At 39.6% G+C, this 17174-nt stretch carries 17 protein-coding genes and 1 pseudogene; 5 read left to right on the top strand and 13 right to left on the bottom strand.

What is annotated here, in order from left to right:
- Window positions 1–24 precede the first annotated feature (24 nt).
- Both HBH39_RS09965 and HBH39_RS09960 read right to left on the bottom strand, forming a co-directional pair.
- Window positions 25–483 (bottom strand): NUDIX hydrolase, encoded by a 459-nt coding sequence (locus HBH39_RS09965; RefSeq protein WP_167677858.1) that lies wholly within the window; start codon window positions 481–483, stop codon window positions 25–27.
- The gene (locus HBH39_RS09960; protein WP_167677856.1) at window positions 483–1175 is read right to left on the bottom strand and encodes an rRNA large subunit pseudouridine synthase E; all 693 of its coding nucleotides are present in this window, start codon (window positions 1173–1175) and stop codon (window positions 483–485) included. The genes HBH39_RS09965 and HBH39_RS09960 overlap by 1 nt, the downstream gene beginning before the upstream one ends.
- Before the next feature lie 457 nt (window positions 1176–1632).
- On the opposite strand from HBH39_RS09960, the gene HBH39_RS09955 reads away from it, so the two are divergent.
- Complete coding sequence (locus HBH39_RS09955) at window positions 1633–3858, top strand: NADP-dependent isocitrate dehydrogenase (protein WP_167677854.1); 2226 nt, start codon at window positions 1633–1635, stop codon at window positions 3856–3858.
- A gap of 118 nt (window positions 3859–3976) precedes the next feature.
- On the opposite strand, the gene cspD is transcribed toward HBH39_RS09955, so the two are convergent.
- The gene (gene cspD / locus HBH39_RS09950) at window positions 3977–4183 is read right to left on the bottom strand and encodes a cold shock domain-containing protein CspD (protein ID WP_167677852.1); all 207 of its coding nucleotides are present in this window, start codon (window positions 4181–4183) and stop codon (window positions 3977–3979) included.
- 196 nt (window positions 4184–4379) lie between these two features.
- Here cspD and clpS point away from each other — a divergent pair, with 196 nt between their 5' ends.
- On the top strand, window positions 4380–4688 hold the full coding sequence (gene clpS / locus HBH39_RS09945; RefSeq protein WP_167677850.1) for an ATP-dependent Clp protease adapter ClpS: 309 nt from the start codon (window positions 4380–4382) through the stop codon (window positions 4686–4688).
- A gap of 45 nt (window positions 4689–4733) precedes the next feature.
- Complete coding sequence (clpA, locus tag HBH39_RS09940) at window positions 4734–6992, top strand: ATP-dependent Clp protease ATP-binding subunit ClpA (RefSeq protein WP_167677847.1); 2259 nt, start codon at window positions 4734–4736, stop codon at window positions 6990–6992.
- Window positions 6993–7126: 134 nt separating this feature from the next.
- Here the strand turns inward: clpA and infA are convergent, their stop codons facing one another.
- From infA to aat, 3 genes are all read right to left on the bottom strand, one after another.
- Entirely contained in the window at window positions 7127–7345 is a 219-nt protein-coding gene (infA, locus tag HBH39_RS09935) for a translation initiation factor IF-1 (protein ID WP_011496276.1), read from the bottom strand.
- A gap of 78 nt (window positions 7346–7423) precedes the next feature.
- Window positions 7424–8143 carry an arginyltransferase gene (locus tag HBH39_RS09930; RefSeq protein ID WP_167677845.1) on the bottom strand — a complete coding sequence of 240 codons (720 nt, stop codon included), beginning with the start codon at window positions 8141–8143 and terminating at the stop codon, window positions 7424–7426.
- Window positions 8133–8840 carry a leucyl/phenylalanyl-tRNA--protein transferase gene (gene aat / locus HBH39_RS09925; protein WP_167677843.1) on the bottom strand — a complete coding sequence of 236 codons (708 nt, stop codon included), beginning with the start codon at window positions 8838–8840 and terminating at the stop codon, window positions 8133–8135. Before aat ends, HBH39_RS09930 begins: the two co-directional genes overlap by 11 nt.
- 95 nt (window positions 8841–8935) lie before the next feature.
- Between aat and HBH39_RS09920 the strand changes: the two genes are divergently transcribed.
- Window positions 8936–9382, top strand: coding sequence for a glycine zipper 2TM domain-containing protein (locus HBH39_RS09920; RefSeq protein ID WP_244325795.1), 447 nt, complete (start codon window positions 8936–8938; stop codon window positions 9380–9382).
- Window positions 9383–9446: 64 nt separating this feature from the next.
- Here HBH39_RS09920 and HBH39_RS09915 read toward each other — a convergent pair whose 3' ends face one another.
- The gene (locus HBH39_RS09915; RefSeq protein ID WP_167677839.1) at window positions 9447–9833 is read right to left on the bottom strand and encodes a hypothetical protein; all 387 of its coding nucleotides are present in this window, start codon (window positions 9831–9833) and stop codon (window positions 9447–9449) included.
- A 282-nt stretch (window positions 9834–10115) separates the two neighbouring features.
- Between HBH39_RS09915 and HBH39_RS09910 the strand changes: the two are divergent.
- A pseudogene (locus tag HBH39_RS09910) lies at window positions 10116–10891 on the top strand (Nif3-like dinuclear metal center hexameric protein).
- Between the two features lie 59 nt (window positions 10892–10950).
- Here the strand turns inward: HBH39_RS09910 and HBH39_RS09905 are convergent.
- The 6 genes from HBH39_RS09905 to HBH39_RS09880 form a co-directional block, all read right to left on the bottom strand.
- Complete coding sequence (locus HBH39_RS09905) at window positions 10951–11286, bottom strand: YdbL family protein (RefSeq protein ID WP_167677837.1); 336 nt, start codon at window positions 11284–11286, stop codon at window positions 10951–10953.
- 14 nt (window positions 11287–11300) lie between these two features.
- The gene (locus tag HBH39_RS09900) at window positions 11301–11492 is read right to left on the bottom strand and encodes a YnbE family lipoprotein (RefSeq protein WP_244325635.1); all 192 of its coding nucleotides are present in this window, start codon (window positions 11490–11492) and stop codon (window positions 11301–11303) included.
- A 10-nt stretch (window positions 11493–11502) separates the two neighbouring features.
- On the bottom strand, window positions 11503–14643 hold the full coding sequence (locus HBH39_RS09895) for a YdbH domain-containing protein (protein WP_167677835.1): 3141 nt from the start codon (window positions 14641–14643) through the stop codon (window positions 11503–11505).
- Window positions 14644–14709: 66 nt separating this feature from the next.
- Complete coding sequence (locus HBH39_RS09890) at window positions 14710–15555, bottom strand: D-hexose-6-phosphate mutarotase (RefSeq protein ID WP_167677833.1); 846 nt, start codon at window positions 15553–15555, stop codon at window positions 14710–14712.
- Between the two features lie 146 nt (window positions 15556–15701).
- Window positions 15702–16289 (bottom strand): DUF938 domain-containing protein, encoded by a 588-nt coding sequence (locus tag HBH39_RS09885; RefSeq protein WP_167680036.1) that lies wholly within the window; start codon window positions 16287–16289, stop codon window positions 15702–15704.
- 8 nt (window positions 16290–16297) lie between these two features.
- Window positions 16298–16960 (bottom strand): response regulator transcription factor, encoded by a 663-nt coding sequence (locus HBH39_RS09880; RefSeq protein ID WP_167677832.1) that lies wholly within the window; start codon window positions 16958–16960, stop codon window positions 16298–16300.
- Window positions 16961–17174: the final 214 nt, after the last annotated feature.

Raw genomic sequence — 17174 nt, 5'->3', positions numbered from 1 at the left:
TTATAAATTTCAATTCTAAGGCAATTACAAATAATCACTATTTAGCAGCGTTGTGGGAGTATGCTGGCCTCGTTGAGCGATAAAATCGTCAATAGTTTTAAGCACTAAAGGGCTTCTTAATTGAGCTGATTTTTGTTCAATTTGTTCGCGGGTAAACCAATGAGTACGAATAATACTGCTGTCTTGAGGTTGAGCTTTTACCATGACGGGTAATGATGCGCAGAAGGTATAGCGAATAAAGGCAAGTGTTGGATTGGCTGTATATTGGTAAATTCCCACCAAATTGGTTGCTTCTATGACTAGCCCTGTTTCTTCAAACACTTCTCGTTGACATGCTTCAATTATCGACTCGTTTGCTTCAATATGGCCTGCGGGTTGATTGAATTTAGTTTGGTTGTCAATCAGTTCTTCGACGAGCAGAAAATGATCATTGCAATGTATCACCATTGCCACAGTCGTATTGGGTTTATAACGCTCGTTCATCAATTTGCTCCCGTATTGATTACTTTAAACTCACCATTAGCGATACCATCAAGGCTCCATTGACCTATTTTATAACGGATTAGCCTAAGGGTTGGGTGTCCTACATGTGCTGTCATACGCCTAACTTGACGGTTTCTTCCTTCACATATTTGAACTTCTAACCAGCTTGTTGGTATAGATTTACGCTCGCGCACAGGTGGAGTACGAGGCCATATCGATGGTTCAGAAATGCGTTTAACTTTAGCAGGCAGTGTTTTACCGTCTTTTAACTCTATGCCATCGCATAGGGCTTTGATTGCCATCGGAGAGGGTTCACCCTCAACTTGTACCCAATAAGTTTTAAAGGTTTTCTTTTGTGGTTGGGTAATTTGAGCTTGCAATTGACCATCATTTGTTAAAAGCAATAGGCCTTCACTGTCTCTATCTAATCTGCCTGCTGCATAAACATCTTTAATGGAAATAAAATCTTTAAGCGTCTGTCTTCCTGCTTCATCGGTAAACTGGCACAGCACATCAAAAGGTTTGTTAAATAATACAATCACAGGGTTTGCAACTCTGGGTTTACTGGCTTTGGCTTTAGTCCATACATTAGGAGAATGCTTTTTTTTAGATGACAGTTTATTACTCGCCGTATGAGCTTGTTTTGGCTTTTTAAAAGTTTGAGATTTACGGGGTTTAGCTGCAAGCACCATAACAATATGTCGTAACCTGGTATTGGATCCTCATTAAAAGGAGGAAAAATAAAATCATGAAATACAGTTTACTGGTTATTCGCCATAAGTGGAATTTGAATATTCTTGAGAATGCTCTATGATGTTGGCCTAAAAATTGTGATCTGTACCTAATTATCAGTGATATTGGTCAGAAATCAGCCTTACTTAGGTGAGGTGTTGACCAGTTTGGTATTGTGTAGCGTGTTTTATGCGCAATTAACAATACTCGATATATTCAAATAATAATAAAAAATGGGATAGGGGATTTCACAATCGTTGGTTTCACTATTCACGCTTGGTTTGGGGTGGATTGTTAAACTAACTACATCACAGCTTAAGATATCATCTTACTTGATGGAACCATGGTGAAGTCCTCAACATATCTGCACAGAATTATTCTAAAAAATTATTAATTTACAATAATGTAGGAAAAACCATGAAAGATAACTCTCCAACGATAATTTATACTGAAACAGATGAAGCACCCGCATTAGCAACGCTTTCTTTGTTGCCTATTATCCGTACCTTTACTAACGCAGCAGGTGTGCAAGTTGAAACTCGCGATATTTCTTTATCTGGTCGTGTCATCGCAAACTTCCCTGAAAAATTAACCGCAGAACAAAAAATTGGTGATGCACTGACAGAATTAGGCGAATTAGCCAATCTGCCAGAAGCAAACATTATCAAACTGCCTAACATTAGTGCGTCAATCCCTCAGCTAAAAGCTTGTATTGCAGAACTACAAGCTAAAGGTTATGACATCCCTAATTATCCGGATGAGCCAAAAACTGACGCAGAAAAAGAAATACAATCGCGTTATGACAAAATTAAAGGTAGTGCAGTAAACCCTGTATTACGTGAAGGTAATTCTGATCGTCGAGCGCCAACATCTGTCAAAAATTATGCGAAGAAGAACCCACACTCAATGGGCAAATGGGCAAGTGACTCAAAGTCACATGTCGCGCATATGTCTGAAGGCGATTTCTATGGCAGTGAGCAATCAGTTACTTTAGCTGCCGCAGATAAAGTCAGCATTGTTTTAGCTAAAAACGATGGCACAGAGCAAGTATTGAAATCAGGCTTAGCGCTATTAGCGGATGAAGTAATTGATACCGCTGTCATGAGCAAAAAAGCCTTAGTTGAGTTTTATGCCCGTGAAATTGAAGCCGCTAAGTCTGAAGATGTTTTACTTTCTCTTCACTTAAAAGCGACCATGATGAAAGTGTCTGATCCAATTCTATTTGGTCATGCAGTAAAAGTATTCTTCAAAGACGTATTTGACAAGCACAGCGCCCTTTTTGCTGAACTAGGTGTAGATGTAAACAATGGTTTTGGTGATGTGTATGCAAAAATCAAAGCTCTTCCTGATGCCCAACGTGCTGAAGTAGAAGCGGATATCGCAGCCGTTTATGCCGCGCGTCCAGCATTGGCTATGGTTGATTCAGACAAGGGTATTACAAATTTACACGTACCAAGCGATATCATTATTGATGCGTCTATGCCTGCCGCCATTCGCTCATCTGGTCAAATGTGGGGCCCTGATGGCCAATTAAAAGACACTAAAGCATTAATTCCAGATCGCTGCTATGCCGGTGTTTACCAAGAAACAATTGCATTTTGTAAAGCCAATGGTGCGTTTGACCCAACGACTATGGGTAGCGTACCAAACGTAGGCTTAATGGCGCAAAAAGCCGAAGAGTACGGTAGTCATGACAAAACATTTGAAATTAGTGCGCCAGGAACGGTTAAAGTAATTAACCAAGCTGGTGATGTACTAATGAGCCATGTGGTTGAAACGGGTGACATTTTCCGTATGTGTCAGGTTAAAGATGCACCAATTCGTGACTGGGTTAAGTTAGCGGTCAAGCGTTCGCGCTTAAGTAACACTCCAGCTGTATTTTGGTTAGACAGCAATCGTGCTCATGATGCTGAGTTAATCAAAAAAGTGAATGTGTATTTAGCTGAGCAAGATACTAATGGTTTAGATATCCGTATTATGAGCCCAGTCGATGCGACGCGTTTCACTTTAGAGCGCATCATCAAAGGTGAAGACACAATTTCAGTGACCGGTAACGTTTTACGTGATTATTTAACTGACTTGTTTCCAATCCTTGAACTAGGAACAAGTGCGAAAATGTTATCTATTGTGCCATTAATGAATGGCGGTGGATTATTTGAAACTGGTGCCGGTGGTTCAGCACCTAAGCACGTTCAACAAGTTGAAAAAGAAAACCACTTACGTTGGGATTCTTTAGGTGAATTTTTAGCCCTAGCGGCGTCGTTAGAGCATTTAAGCCAAACGACTGACAATGCACAAGCTCAAATTTTAGCAGATGCATTAGATGTGGCTATTGGTCAGTTCTTGGACAGCAATAAGTCACCTTCTCGTAGAGTCGGTGAATTAGACAATCGTGGTTCTCACTTCTATCTTGCAATGTATTGGGCCCAAGCTCTTGCTGCACAAACAAAAGACACTGAATTAGCAGCTAAATTTAGCACCTTGGCAGAAAATTTAACCAGCAATGAAGCAAAAATTGTTGCTGAATTGAATGACGCACAAGGCCCCGCAGTAGATTTAGGTGGTTATTATCGCTTAGATGCGGCTAAAGCTGAAAAAGCGATGCGTCCTAGTGCAACCTTAAATAGCTTTATTGCGGGCTAATTAGGTTTTAACTATAAAAAAATCGCGCATTTGGGCGCGATTTTTTATTCAAATTTGCACAAAATAAAAAGACAGGGATTAAAATCCCTGTCTTTTTGTTTTATAGTTTCATCAACAATTACTTTGTTGGTGAAATGGCTGATGCATGCATCCCCTTAGGGCCTGCTTCGACTTCAAAAGAAACTGGTTGTCCCGCTTTAAGCGTTCGATAACCTTCCATTTCAATAGTTGAATAATGTGCAAAAACATCTTCGCCACCCTGATCTGGGCAAATAAACCCGAATCCTTTGGCGTTGTTGAACCATTTAACAGTTCCGCTTGCCATACTTCCACTTCCTTCTCTTGTCTACTTACCAGTAAGATAGTAAAACTTATTATCCAGCGGTCTGTTATTCGCCGCCTGACAAACAGAATGAAATTTGTGCGAAAAGATGTCAAGTAGAAATTAACAAAAAGGCAACATTTAATTAATTTTATAGTTATCAATGGTCGACATTGAAATGAGAGGCTAGTATTAAAGCATGGCAAAAATAGGCAGCATTGAACAAACTGATCAAAAAGTTGAATCGGAATTACAAAGACCCAATATGTATAAGGTGGTTCTAAATAATGACGATTACACTCCAATGGACTTTGTGGTTGAAGTGTTACAACGTTTTTTTGATAAAAATGAACAGCAAGCAGTAGATATCATGCTGGCGATTCATCACAAGGGAAAAGGCTTGTGTGGTGTTTATCCATTTGGAATTGCAGAAACAAAAGTTTTACAAGTAAATCAATTTGCAAGAGAAAACCAACATCCGTTACTGTGTACATTAGAGAAAGAGTAAAAATATCTTATATCTGCAGTCTGTGGTTAATTTGAGGGGATGCTTATGCTGAACAAAGATCTGGAAGTCACCCTGAACCTAGCGTTTCAGCAAGCTAGAGATTCGCGTCATGAATACATGACGGTAGAACATTTATTATTAGCATTATTAGATAATCCTGCCGCATACGAGGCTTTAGTGGCCTGTGGTGCTGACATTAATAAACTTCGTGAAGAAGTCAGTAACTTTATAAAGCAAACTACACCCATTATTGCAGAAACCGCTGAAGATCGTGAAACTCAGCCTACATTGGGTTTTCAGCGAGTACTGCAGCGTGCAGTTTTCCATGTTCAATCTTCTGGGCGCAATGAGGTTACCGGTGCCAATGTGCTGGTTGCCATATTTAGTGAACAAGAATCTCAAGCCGTTTATTTGTTACGTCGTTGCGATATTAGCCGCTTAGATGTGGTTAATTTTATTTCCCATGGTTTTTCTAAGGATGAAGATAAAGCGGATAATCAAGACAACGAGCGTTTAGAAGAACAATCAGAATCTAGCGAAGATAGCAGCATGCTGGCGCAATTTGCGGCAAATTTAAATCAAATGGCCAAAGATGGATTGATTGATCCCTTGATTGGCCGAGACGCAGAAGTCGAGCGTGCAATACAAACCCTTTGCCGCCGTAGAAAAAACAACCCGTTATTAGTTGGTGAAGCTGGCGTGGGTAAAACAGCAATTGCTGAAGGTTTAGCTTATCGAATCGTTAAGCAAGAAGTACCAGAGGTTATGGCAAATGCTACTGTGTACTCATTAGATATGGGATCGCTATTGGCTGGTACTAAATATCGCGGTGATTTTGAAAAGCGTTTTAAAAGTTTATTAAAAGAATTATCGACAGATGAACATGCGATTTTATTTATAGATGAAATACATACCATTATTGGTGCTGGTGCGGCATCCGGTGGGGTTATGGATGCTTCTAACTTACTGAAACCACTCTTATCTAGCGGTAAATTGCGCTGCATGGGCTCTACAACTTTCCAAGAATACCAAAGTATTTTTGAGAAAGATCGCGCATTAGCACGTCGATTCCAAAAAATTGATATTAATGAGCCCTCTGTAGCCGAAACCACTAAAATTTTGATGGGCTTAAAGTCTAAATACGAAGAGCACCATGGCGTTCGCTATACCCATGCTGCTATTAGCAGTGCTGCTAGTTTATCTGCTAAGCACATTAATGATCGTCATTTACCTGATAAAGCAATTGATGTCATTGATGAAGCCGGTGCTCGTATGGTAATGATGCCTCAAAGTAAGCGTAAGAAAACCATTGGACAGGCCGAGATTGAAACCATTATTGCTAAGCTTGCTCGTATTCCTGAGAAGTCGGTATCATCGACTGATAAAGACTTACTTAAGAACCTTGAGCGTAACCTTAAAATGGTTGTGTTTGGCCAAGACAAAGCCATTGAGAGCTTATCATCGGCTATACGCTTGTCTCGAAGTGGTTTAGGTAACGATAAAAAGCCTGTGGGAAGTTTTATGTTTGCTGGTCCGACAGGGGTTGGTAAAACAGAGGTGACAAACCAATTAGCGGTGGCGTTAAATTTAAAACTGATCCGTTTTGATATGTCTGAGTATATGGAGCGCCATACCGTTTCACGTCTAATTGGCGCGCCTCCTGGATACGTTGGTTATGATCAAGGCGGCTTACTCACTGATGCTGTGATTAAAAATCCGCATTGTGTAGTGCTGTTAGATGAAATAGAAAAAGCCCATCCTGATGTGTTTAACTTGTTATTGCAGGTGATGGATCATGGCACATTAACAGATAATAATGGCCGTAAGGCTGATTTTAGACACGTAACCTTAGTGATGACCACTAACGCAGGTGTACAGGAAACTATTCGTAAATCGATTGGCTTCCAGCAACAAGATCATACTCAAGATGCCATGGCTGAAATAAATAAAGTGTTTTCACCAGAGTTTCGCAACCGACTCGATTCAATTGTTTGGTTTAACCATTTAGATATGACAGTGATTGCCAAAGTGGTTGATAAATTCTTAGTAGAACTTCAAGCACAGTTAGATGACAAGCGCGTTGTGTTAGAAGTGAGCGACGAGGCTCGAACCCTCTTAGCTGAGAAGGGTTACGACAAAGCCATGGGCGCACGCCCAATGAGCAGAGTAGTGACAGAACTACTAAAACGACCTTTAGCGGATGAGATTCTATTTGGTAAACTCGAATCTGGTGGTATTGCCCATATTGATGTGCAAAACGGTGAGTTACACATTGAGTGTGAAGTGCCAGAAAAAGTCTCGTAGTAGTTCATAAACTATTGATTAAAATAAGATGGTATTTGCCATCTTATTTTTTTCAACAACAAAAACTGAAAACTACGCCATAAAAAAACCGACATTATGTCGGTTTTTTTCATACGAAAACTAAACTTACATCATTAACGTGCGCGGAAGACGATACGTCCTTTTGATAAATCATAAGGAGTCAACTGAACAGTGACTTTGTCACCCGTTAAGATACGGATGTAGTTTTTGCGCATTTTGCCAGAGATGTGGGCTATCACCACATGACCATTTTCAAGCTCTACGCGGAACATTGTGTTTGGCAAGGTCTCAAGGATAGTGCCCTGCATTTCAATGTTGTCTTCTTTCGCCATTAATTAGTTATCCCATTAGCCTTCAAATATGAAAAATCGGGCGTATCATGCCGCAAAATTGCCTTGCTGTAAAGGCCGTTAACAAGAAAGAGGTGTATGTGCGTCACCATTTTGCCAACCATTTGCTGTGAGTATCTGATAAGGACGATATTGGCGCTTATAAGACATTTTTCGGTTGACATCGATCTGATAACCTAAATATACAAAATGTTTAGCCAATGTTCGTGCTAATTGACATTGGATTAAAATCATTAACGATCCTAGTGAGCGCTTTTGATATTCAGGATCAAAGTAACTATAAATAGCCGATAAACTGTAAGTTAAGTTATCGGTTACTGCTACTCCAATTAATTTGTCATCATCGTATAGCTCTATAAACATGACAGAAAGCCAATCACATAACAAAAAATCGTCAAACTGTGCTTGAGAAGGTGGATACATAGGGCCATCAGAATGCCGTGCTGTTATATAGCGCTCATAAAGCTGGTAATGTGCTTCAGTCGTTTTGTCGACGACTTTCCAATGTAAATCCTGATTAGCCTTTAACGTTCTTTTTTGACGCTTTGATAGGGTAAAGCTTGCCACTGGTACCCGGATAGACTGGCAAGCTTGGCAACTTGGGCAGCGAGGCTTATATATTGCATTGCCATTGCGCCTAAAACCCATAGCAAGTAACTGCTCAAACAGGTGGCCATCAAGTTCGGACTCTTGAATAACCAACAGCTGTTCTTGATTACCTTTAATATAATTACAGTCAAATGCTTTGCTAAGCCCGACAGATACTGATTTAGAATTCAAACTGAACCTCTTGTTTTTGCCAAGATGCGCTAGGTACTGGCGCATCTCTTTGTTGACGCAATATAGCTAAAAACTCATCACGACTGATTGCTTTGGCACCTAAGTTAGTCAAATGTGGATTAACTAACTGAGCATCAATTAATGCAAAATCAAGTTTAGCCAGATGCTGATTAAGCATAGCAAACGCCGCTTTAGATGCATTAGTTTGTCGATGGAACATGGATTCACCACAAAATACTTTACCGACAGGTATGCCATATAAACCACCAACAAGTCGTTGTTGATCCCAAACCTCAAATGAATGTGCTTTACCTTGTAAATGCAATTCGTAATAGGCCATTTGGATTTCTGCACTGATCCAAGTGCCTTGTTGGTCTGGGCGAGGTTGGGCACACGCAGCAATCACATCTAAAAACGCATGATTAATGGTGAAACGCCATGATGTCCTTTTAATATACTTGCGTAAACTTCGACTACCAAAATGCAGTTGAGGTACAAAAACGGCTCTTGGGTTTGGCGACCACCACAAAATTGGGTCACGTTCATTAAACCATGGGAATATGCCGTTATAATAAGCCTCGAGTAAACGTTTGGGATGTAAATCACCACCAATCGCCAATAAGCCATTAGGATCTTCTAAGGCTTGTTCAGGCGCAGGAAAGTATACGTGTTCATTTAAATAAGACAGTGAATTCACAATTGATTATAGTTAGTAAATAAGCCCTATTATTAACTTAGCGGAAAATACCTATGTTGAAAATCTCAAGTCGTGTTTTAACGCTTTTTTTACTGATGTTTTGTGGGATTGGCTTGATGAATAACCATACACAAGCCAAATATGAACGTAATCAAGCCGTGCCTGTTGAAAAAGTGCTCTATGGTCATATTGGATCGGTGAGAAATATTACCGAAAAACAGCTAGTGGAAGATCGTAATCAAGGCTGGCGAACTTTTGGTGGCGCATTAATTGGTGGGGTTGTAGGCCATCAATTTGGCGGCGGAAGAGGTCAAGATGTGGCCACCGTATTAGGAGCTTTATTGGGTGGTGGACTGGCTAATCAGTATGGAAACCGTGAATATTATCTAGAATATCAATTGGTGGAATTAATGATTAACCAAGAAGACGGTACGCAAGTGATGGTTGTTCAAGATCTTGATCCCGGGATGATATTTAATGCAGGGGATCAAGTGAGGGTTGTTTATTTAAAGGGCTATGTGCGGGTAGATATAGCGATGTAATTCTTGTTATTAAGTGTAAGAACTTTTAAAGGCGCTCGACAGCGCCTTTAAATTTATCAACACATTAAAAACCACGAGGTAAAGTTTGTTTACCTGAAGCTTGTGCTAATTTTGCTCGCCATAGTTGTTTTGGGGTAAGACCCACTGATTGGGTATTTTCAGATGTGGCAGTTTTTGTTGCTTCACCTTCACCTTCACCTTCACCTTCACGTTCAGTTTCAGCCTTAGCTGGTTTTTTCGTCTTCGCTGGTGTGCTGTCAACTGTGACTTCCGTTCCCGCTGCGTCACTTAATTGAGCCAGTTTGGCTTCAAGTTCGCTAAAACGTACAGATTTACCGCCATCAATTTTATACCAGCTACCAGATTGTTCGATTGAAACTGCTTTACCCGTTTGCTTTTCTAGTACAGCTTTTAGTGAACTAATCACCTCATCCTTTGTTAATGTTGTCATAATATAACCTATATTTTATCGAGCCATTTTTCTTTGGTTTCGGCTAATTTTAATGGTTAATAAGATAAAAAGTCCAATTTGCCGAGTTAATCCCTCGTATCAGCCCATTAACCCTAGGCTGTTTTCGGGTGGTCTAAGCATATTTTACTTATTGATATTATGTACTGATTCAATGAGATGAGTTTGCATAAAAATAGCCAAATATTGATATCTATGATGTTGTAATACCATGGATGAGGTAAACTAAAGTTAAGTGAATATGGAAGCTTCAAGGTTAACAATATGGCTATTTATCAATCTAATAGTGTTCAACGTCAAGCGCTAGAAAAATATCTAGCTGAGTTTTTAGCGGTTGATAAGTTTAAAGATTATGCGCCAAATGGTCTGCAAGTGCAGGGTACAGAGACAATTAGTACCATAGTGACCGGGGTGACTGCATGCCAGTCGTTAATTGAGCAAGCTGCAACATTAAATGCCGATGCGATTATCGTGCATCATGGTTTTTTTTGGAAAAATGAGCCAGAAGTGTTGACGGGTATGAAATATCGCCGAATTAAAGCCTTAATGGACAATGATATTAATTTGTTTGGCTACCATTTACCTTTAGATGCTCATCATGGTGTGGGGAATAATGCGCAATTAGCACATCAGCTGGGCATACTTAATCCCACTGTTTATGAACAGGTTGCGCAAGATTTATTGTGGCATGGCCATTTAACCCATCCTATGACGGCAAAAGATTTCTCTGCACATATCAAGCAAGTGTTGAATCGCGAAGCGTTACACATTGGTGATCAAGCTAAGTTAATTAGTACCATTGCATGGTGTACGGGGGGGCACAGGATTATATTGATTATGCCGTGCAAATGGGAGTTGATGCGTTTATTAGCGGCGAAGTATCAGAGCGAACCTTCCACAGCGCATCGGAACAAGGCATACATTATTTTGCAGCGGGGCATCATGCTACCGAGTTATATGGTATTCAAGCATTAGGTGAACATTTAGCTGAAAAGTTTGCTATAAAACATCACTTTATTGATGTGAGTAATCCCGTTTAAGCGAATTTAGTTCGGCCAATCAAATTATCGATAACGGTTCTATTGTTTGATATGAGCCGTTATTTTATTTGCCACTCACCTTGTTTATTTTGATACGCATGGCCTTTATCCGCTGCGGCAATGGCTTTTTCTGCGGCCAATTTAGCAACATCTTCAGTACTTATTCCATTCTTTTGAGCAATTCGTTGATAGTGCTGTTGTCTTTTTGAATTGACGTCTTTTACAAGTGCTTCTACTTCAACTGAAGGTTTGATGATACCTAAATAGCCATTTGTTTGCTCACCAACAACGGCTGTGGATTTAGCTTGTTGCAAGGTTATGGCATGCACATCAGTTGACAATAATATGCTGACGAATAAACCACATAGGACCAAAACAGATAAGCTGTGTTTCATTGTCGCTGCTCCAGTTAAAATAATTGCTCATTTTCGATTAAATTATCGAGCTCTTTGTCGACTTTAATTTTAATTTCGTGCTCAATTTTAACGTTTAGGTTAATTACAATTGGCTTGTCGGGCGGTTCAATTTTAACCGTTGGTGAGCAGCCAGATTGTAAACTAATAAAAATGAGTAAGGGTACAAAAACAACGGGAAGTTTCACTATATGTTCCTTAATTGATTGACTTCTCAATCGTCGATTCTAGTTGATGACCAATTTGGGTGCTTTTGTAAAGTTGGATCAAATTCTCTTCATGAGCATAGTTGAGATGTATTGGCCTGACAATATCTTTACTTTTACCTTTCACCGAAATATTGATTTGTGCATCACCATTGGTTTGCATATCAAAAGTGCTAGACAGTTGTTGATATTCTAAATGGGCTAGGGCGTCAAACACTAAGGTTAAATAGGGTTGAGTTTGTTTAAGTTCCTCTATTGCTGGGTTGTCAGCTACTTGGATCAAGCCTCCTGGTTGCCTTGCCGCAAGATTCCCACCACTAAAGCTAAATTTGCCATCTGCAAACTCGGCAGGTAGTACGCCATCAAAAATACCATCAGCATATACCCCAACTTGAGGCTGTTGTTCTAAAAATTTCTGTAAGCTAAGCCCTTGTAACAATAAATATCCAGTTGATTTATCATGCAATTTAACCACAAATTCAGGCACAATGAACTTACCATCGAGTAGCTCTCCTTCAGCCGTCAATTTGATATCTGTATTACTTAAGCCGGTTATTTTTTGCAACCAGTTGTTTAACGGTTTATCAGGGTTTACGCCAAGATCAATATTGGCTGTTAATTTTAGATTATCAAATAATAAACCTGATTTTCCTTTGGCGATGGTGATCTGACTCTCAGGACAACTTAAATGGCTAGATGCATATTGCTCTTCAGTGTTTTTTTGCCAGTTAAATTGACATTGACTGAAGATATAGCCATCTAAAATATAATTGTCTAAATAATCAATATTCAAGCGTGAAAACTCTGGGTTTAAGCGCATTTCAAATAGTTGCTTATCGGCTCGTTCAGTAAAGGAAAAACTACTGTTAATTGATGCTTTGCCCGCTATGTTTAAGCCAGTCGCTATAGGTTGGTTTTTACTTACCGTCGGCATGGCATCAATGAGTTCAGTGTCTAGCTGCCATTGACCCGCAATGGTTTTTGAAGAGGGTTGGATTAGATGCTGGCTATTGGCTGTGATGGTGTCAAATTGCCAATGATCTTTACTGCTTATAATACCATCTTTAATTTTGAGCTTTTGACTCAGGTTGACTAAATCTAGATTTAATAATGTTTGCCGACGCGACTTACCGGAAGCCTGATTGATTGAAGTTTGCTGAAGCTTAATTTCTGATAATGTCGCATCGATAAGGTGTTGGCTTGCTTGATTTTTTAGCTGCACATCAAGGGGGTGTTTGTCATCATTAATAAAGTCAAATTTTGTGTTTGGCTGCCATAACACATTGATAAGTTTTGATTGAAAAGTCTTAGTTAAAGACGATTGAGGTAAAGACTCATCAGTACTTAACCCTTGTTGATTATTCAAGGTTGCGTCTTTGATGACTAAGCTCAACGGGCTTAATTGTAACTCTGTTTTACCAAGTTTATTCACCAGTGTTGATGTTTGGGTTAAGTTAAGCTCAGCCTTAGCTGCCAGCAATGAGGATGTGGTTTTATTTTTAAAATGGATAAGGCTTCCATTTAGATGAGAGTTGGGTTTGATGGTGAAGGTTTGCAGATATTCATCGGGTAATTGCTCATCAAATAAAGTTTTGCTGAACTCAGATTGTAAGTCTAATGATAGATTGTTATAGGTGAGGCTATTAGCGATAAGTGCCTTATCTAATGTTGGTTTTGCAATTACATCAGCGGGTAATGCTAAGGAGAGTAAGTCTGTTTTTGTGGCGCTTTTTAAGGCGAGTTTCACATCAAACTTTACTTCTGCTTTATCATTCAGCGCAATATTTGTCAGTAAAAACTGATTATCGAAAATTAAGTTTTCAAGGCTAGCTGTAATCTTGCTGGTGTTAAAACTGAATGATGAGTTTTGGTTATCATCAAGGTTAATCCACAATTGACTTGGACCGTTAATACTTAGCTTAAAATCTAATGGTGTAGCGGATTTATTGGGCTTTTCAGCAATGTCGCCAGCTCTAACGCCAGCCTTAAATCGATTGATGAAGGCGAGATATTCTTGCGCCTTTTTGTCAGTAGTGATGCGTGTGATTAGCTGAAGTAATTGCTTATCTGACAGCTGAAATTGCTGATTTACCGGTGGAATTGACACTAACGCACTATAAGTTAATGCTGGCGGGGTATTGAGTCTGTGAGGCATTAATTGATTGCCAATATCAACATCGAGTTTAAATGATTCAGCAAGGCTGAATCCAAGTTCTGGCCACAACTGAGAGGCCACTGATAATTCTGTAAAGTGATGTGTCGATTGAATGGATTGGCTGGGTAAATCGTAATTAATTTTAGCATGCCAATTACCGTTAAATGCGATTTGGTTATCATTAATGGGTTGTAAAATAGCTTGTAATCGCTGCTGAGCCTCAAATATAGCCCCATGTGATACTGAAGTATTAACCGCTTTGTCATCAGATGTGGCATCTAGTTTGAGTGCTGCGGTTAAATAATGAGATAACGCATTTAGCCCTAGCTGGCTTTGAGTGAAGTTAAGCTTTGATTCAAAGCTCCACATAACCGGGGTAAACATGGCCGATAAGCTAAATAACTGCCTATCATCAAAACGCCACTGTGTATTTAATTCGCCAGCGGGAGTGAGGATAAAATAATCCATTTTTAACTGATGACGGATTTTATCTGCAATTAAGCCCTGACTATGTATTTCGGGTAATAGCAGTAACACTTCCCCTAGATCAATATGAGGAATTTGATTAAACACCAACTGCCATGCTGCACTGGTTTCGGTTTGTTGCTTAGCTTGACGATTGAAAAAACTCTCACCTAAATCAACATATATGCTTTTGGTAGTGAGTTTAACAATATCACTCGGTGCTAACCGCTGATTTTGGATGATGGATAGAGTATCGGTTAGCTCAAGTTCAAAGTCCTGAATTGCGATGTAGCTATCTTCGGTTTGTAAAATAAGCCTTGGAATGACCAATTGATTAATTGATATAAATTGTGAGTCTAAATTCAGTACCTGAATATTATAGGGCGTAAGTAATCTATTTAGCAGTTTGACACTTAATGGGGTTAAGTTTTGGCTAACGTACCAGCCTAAGCCGATAAGAATTACCAGCAAAAGGGTTAAAGTTCTTTTTAAGGTAATTAAGCCGTTAATCATTAATCATCTACATATTAAAAAGCCAGAGGATTAACTCTGGCTTAACAGTGTTGGCATAAAGTATAACTAAACCCAACGGATATGAGTAGTTAGGGTGTGGCTTTCCCCAGGTGCTAATTGCAACTTATCTTCTAATACGTTTGCCGCCTCTAAACATACCATAGACAAATAATCATCAGCATTGAAGCGCGATAGTCGGATTGATTTATCAATCCATGGATTCCACAATACGGCGGAATGACTATTCTCGCGGCTGATCTCAATGACACCATTTGGAGTCTGTAAGGTTTGCACTGCTGACAGATTGGTATAAACACGATCGGTTTCTTTATCAAATGTCACTTCGTCTTGGGATTGCTCAAAAGGCCCTTCACCAAACTCAATGTATTTTGAACCTGAAAAACCACTGGCTGATAGTTGGTGGATATCTCCAATTGGGAAATAAGTATGCAGCGCTTGAGTTAACGTGACAGGGTAGTTTGTAGTGTTTCTGTTTAGCAAGCTTACAGATAAGGTTTCGCCTAAGGTAAATAGCATTTTTACCTCAGTATCGTGAGGCCAATAGTGCTTGTTTGGCTTGGTTATTTTTAAACTGAATACCAAATCAATGAGTTCATCGCGCATATTAACAGAATCAAGTGACCAAATACTGGTGCGCGCAAAACCGTGTTGTGGGAACCCCTCAACGTCACTCATACCAAACCAAGGCCAACAAACGGGAATGCCTCCCCGAATGCCATTCCCAGGTTGATAATCATCAGCATCTGATACCCAAAGTAAAGGTGCTTTATTGGTGGGAGTAAATTGATCTATTTGTGCGCCTTGCAAAAAAATTCTGGCTTGGCATAAGCGGGTGTTGACCTCAACATAGTCGAGGCCGTTGGGATGCTTCTTGAAAGTCACTGAACCCATAATGCATGTCCTTGTGTTCAATTATTTATTGTGATTGGTCATATTGTCATTGTATGGAAAACAATGTACCGATTTTTGCTAATAAAAGTAAGCTGTTAAACAGTGTAAATAACCCTTTACTGGCGAGTATCATCATTTGAATGACTTTAGCGGCTAAAGTGCAGTAATCGATTATTTGCAGGCATCTCAAAATCAGTTTGCAGTTGAAAACCTTGCTGAACAGCGAGATCCATAATCCACTCAATATCTCTGATCCCGCTCAAAGGATTATTTTGAGTTAACCAAACATGAAAGTCGGCATTGCTTTGGCTAGTAAACTGGCCTTGATAATTAAATGGCCCGTAAATAAATAACTGGCTATTAGATTTACTCACAATTGCTAACCCATTGAAAAATGATTCAACTAAGGGCTTACTCATAATATGCAATGTGTTTGCTGTGTAGATGGCATCAAAGGTACTGACTGGCCAATTACCACTGACATCAAGCTCAATGGCCAAAGGTAAATTGCCTAATTCAGCTAGGTTAAAGCGGCAATTTAAATGGGGTAGGTTTATTGCCTGATCACTTGCCTGCCAACGTAAATGTGGTAATTGTTGGGCAAAATACTCAGCATGTTGTCCTGTACCACTTCCTACTTCAAGTAGTGTCTTAGCTTGTGTGAGAAGCGGGGATATCACTTTCAAAATAGGATGTTTGTTGTTTTCACAGGCTTGGGAAAAAGGTAAATGAATTGATAAGCTCAAGACAAATCAACCTTTTCCATTTCCAATTGTTTTAGAGCGATGACAGCCTGAGTACGATTACGAACTCCAAGTTTTCTAAAAATCGCTGTTGCATGGGCTTTGATGGTGGCCTCTGAGACCCCAAAATCATAAGCTATTTGTTTGTTAAGTAATCCTTCGGCAAACATTTGCAACACTTTATATTGTTGTGGGGTTAAATCTGAGAGTTTACCGGCCATTTGGTCTGTGGCATCGTCGCTGACGGGGACTATTTGAGTGCCCTCTGGCAACCAGATATCACCATAAAGCACAGCATTTAGCGCTTCGGCAAGGGTTTCCATAGATGATGATTTCGGAATAAAACCGCTACTACCATAGTGAATGGCTCGGCTTACGGTGTTGATATCTTCATGCGCAGAGATAATCACAACGGGTATATCAGGATAATGGCTACGCATATGGATTAGGGTGGAATATCCATGTGAGCCTGGCATTTGCAGATCTAATAAAATTAAATCAAATACAGCCGGCGCTTCATCCATAAGCTTCTGCAGCGCATCAGCACTGTCAGCTTCATACCATTGAGTGTTGTTAAATGTTGAGCTGAGTGCTTGGCGTAATGCGTTACGAAAAAGAGGGTGGTCGTCCGCAATGATAATATTTAAATTTTCTAGCTTCATGGCTGTTTTATTCTTTGTTGCACGTGAAGATTTATTTAATGTAACAGAAAAGTTACCTGATATTCCATTGCTTTCTTAAGTGTTTGCGGTGGGAAGGATACGTTATTAGACTTTAGTCTAATAGGTATAACCGCTTCAGTGCTAAGGATATTATTACCTTTGACAAAACATTGATGCTGACAAAATCGATGTTCTTCAAGAACAGCTCAGTTCA

Source organism: Shewanella aestuarii (genome assembly GCF_011765625.1).
Taxonomy (GTDB): Bacteria; Pseudomonadota; Gammaproteobacteria; order Enterobacterales; family Shewanellaceae; genus Shewanella; species Shewanella aestuarii_A.
This window is presented reverse-complemented; position numbering and strand designations above follow the sequence as displayed.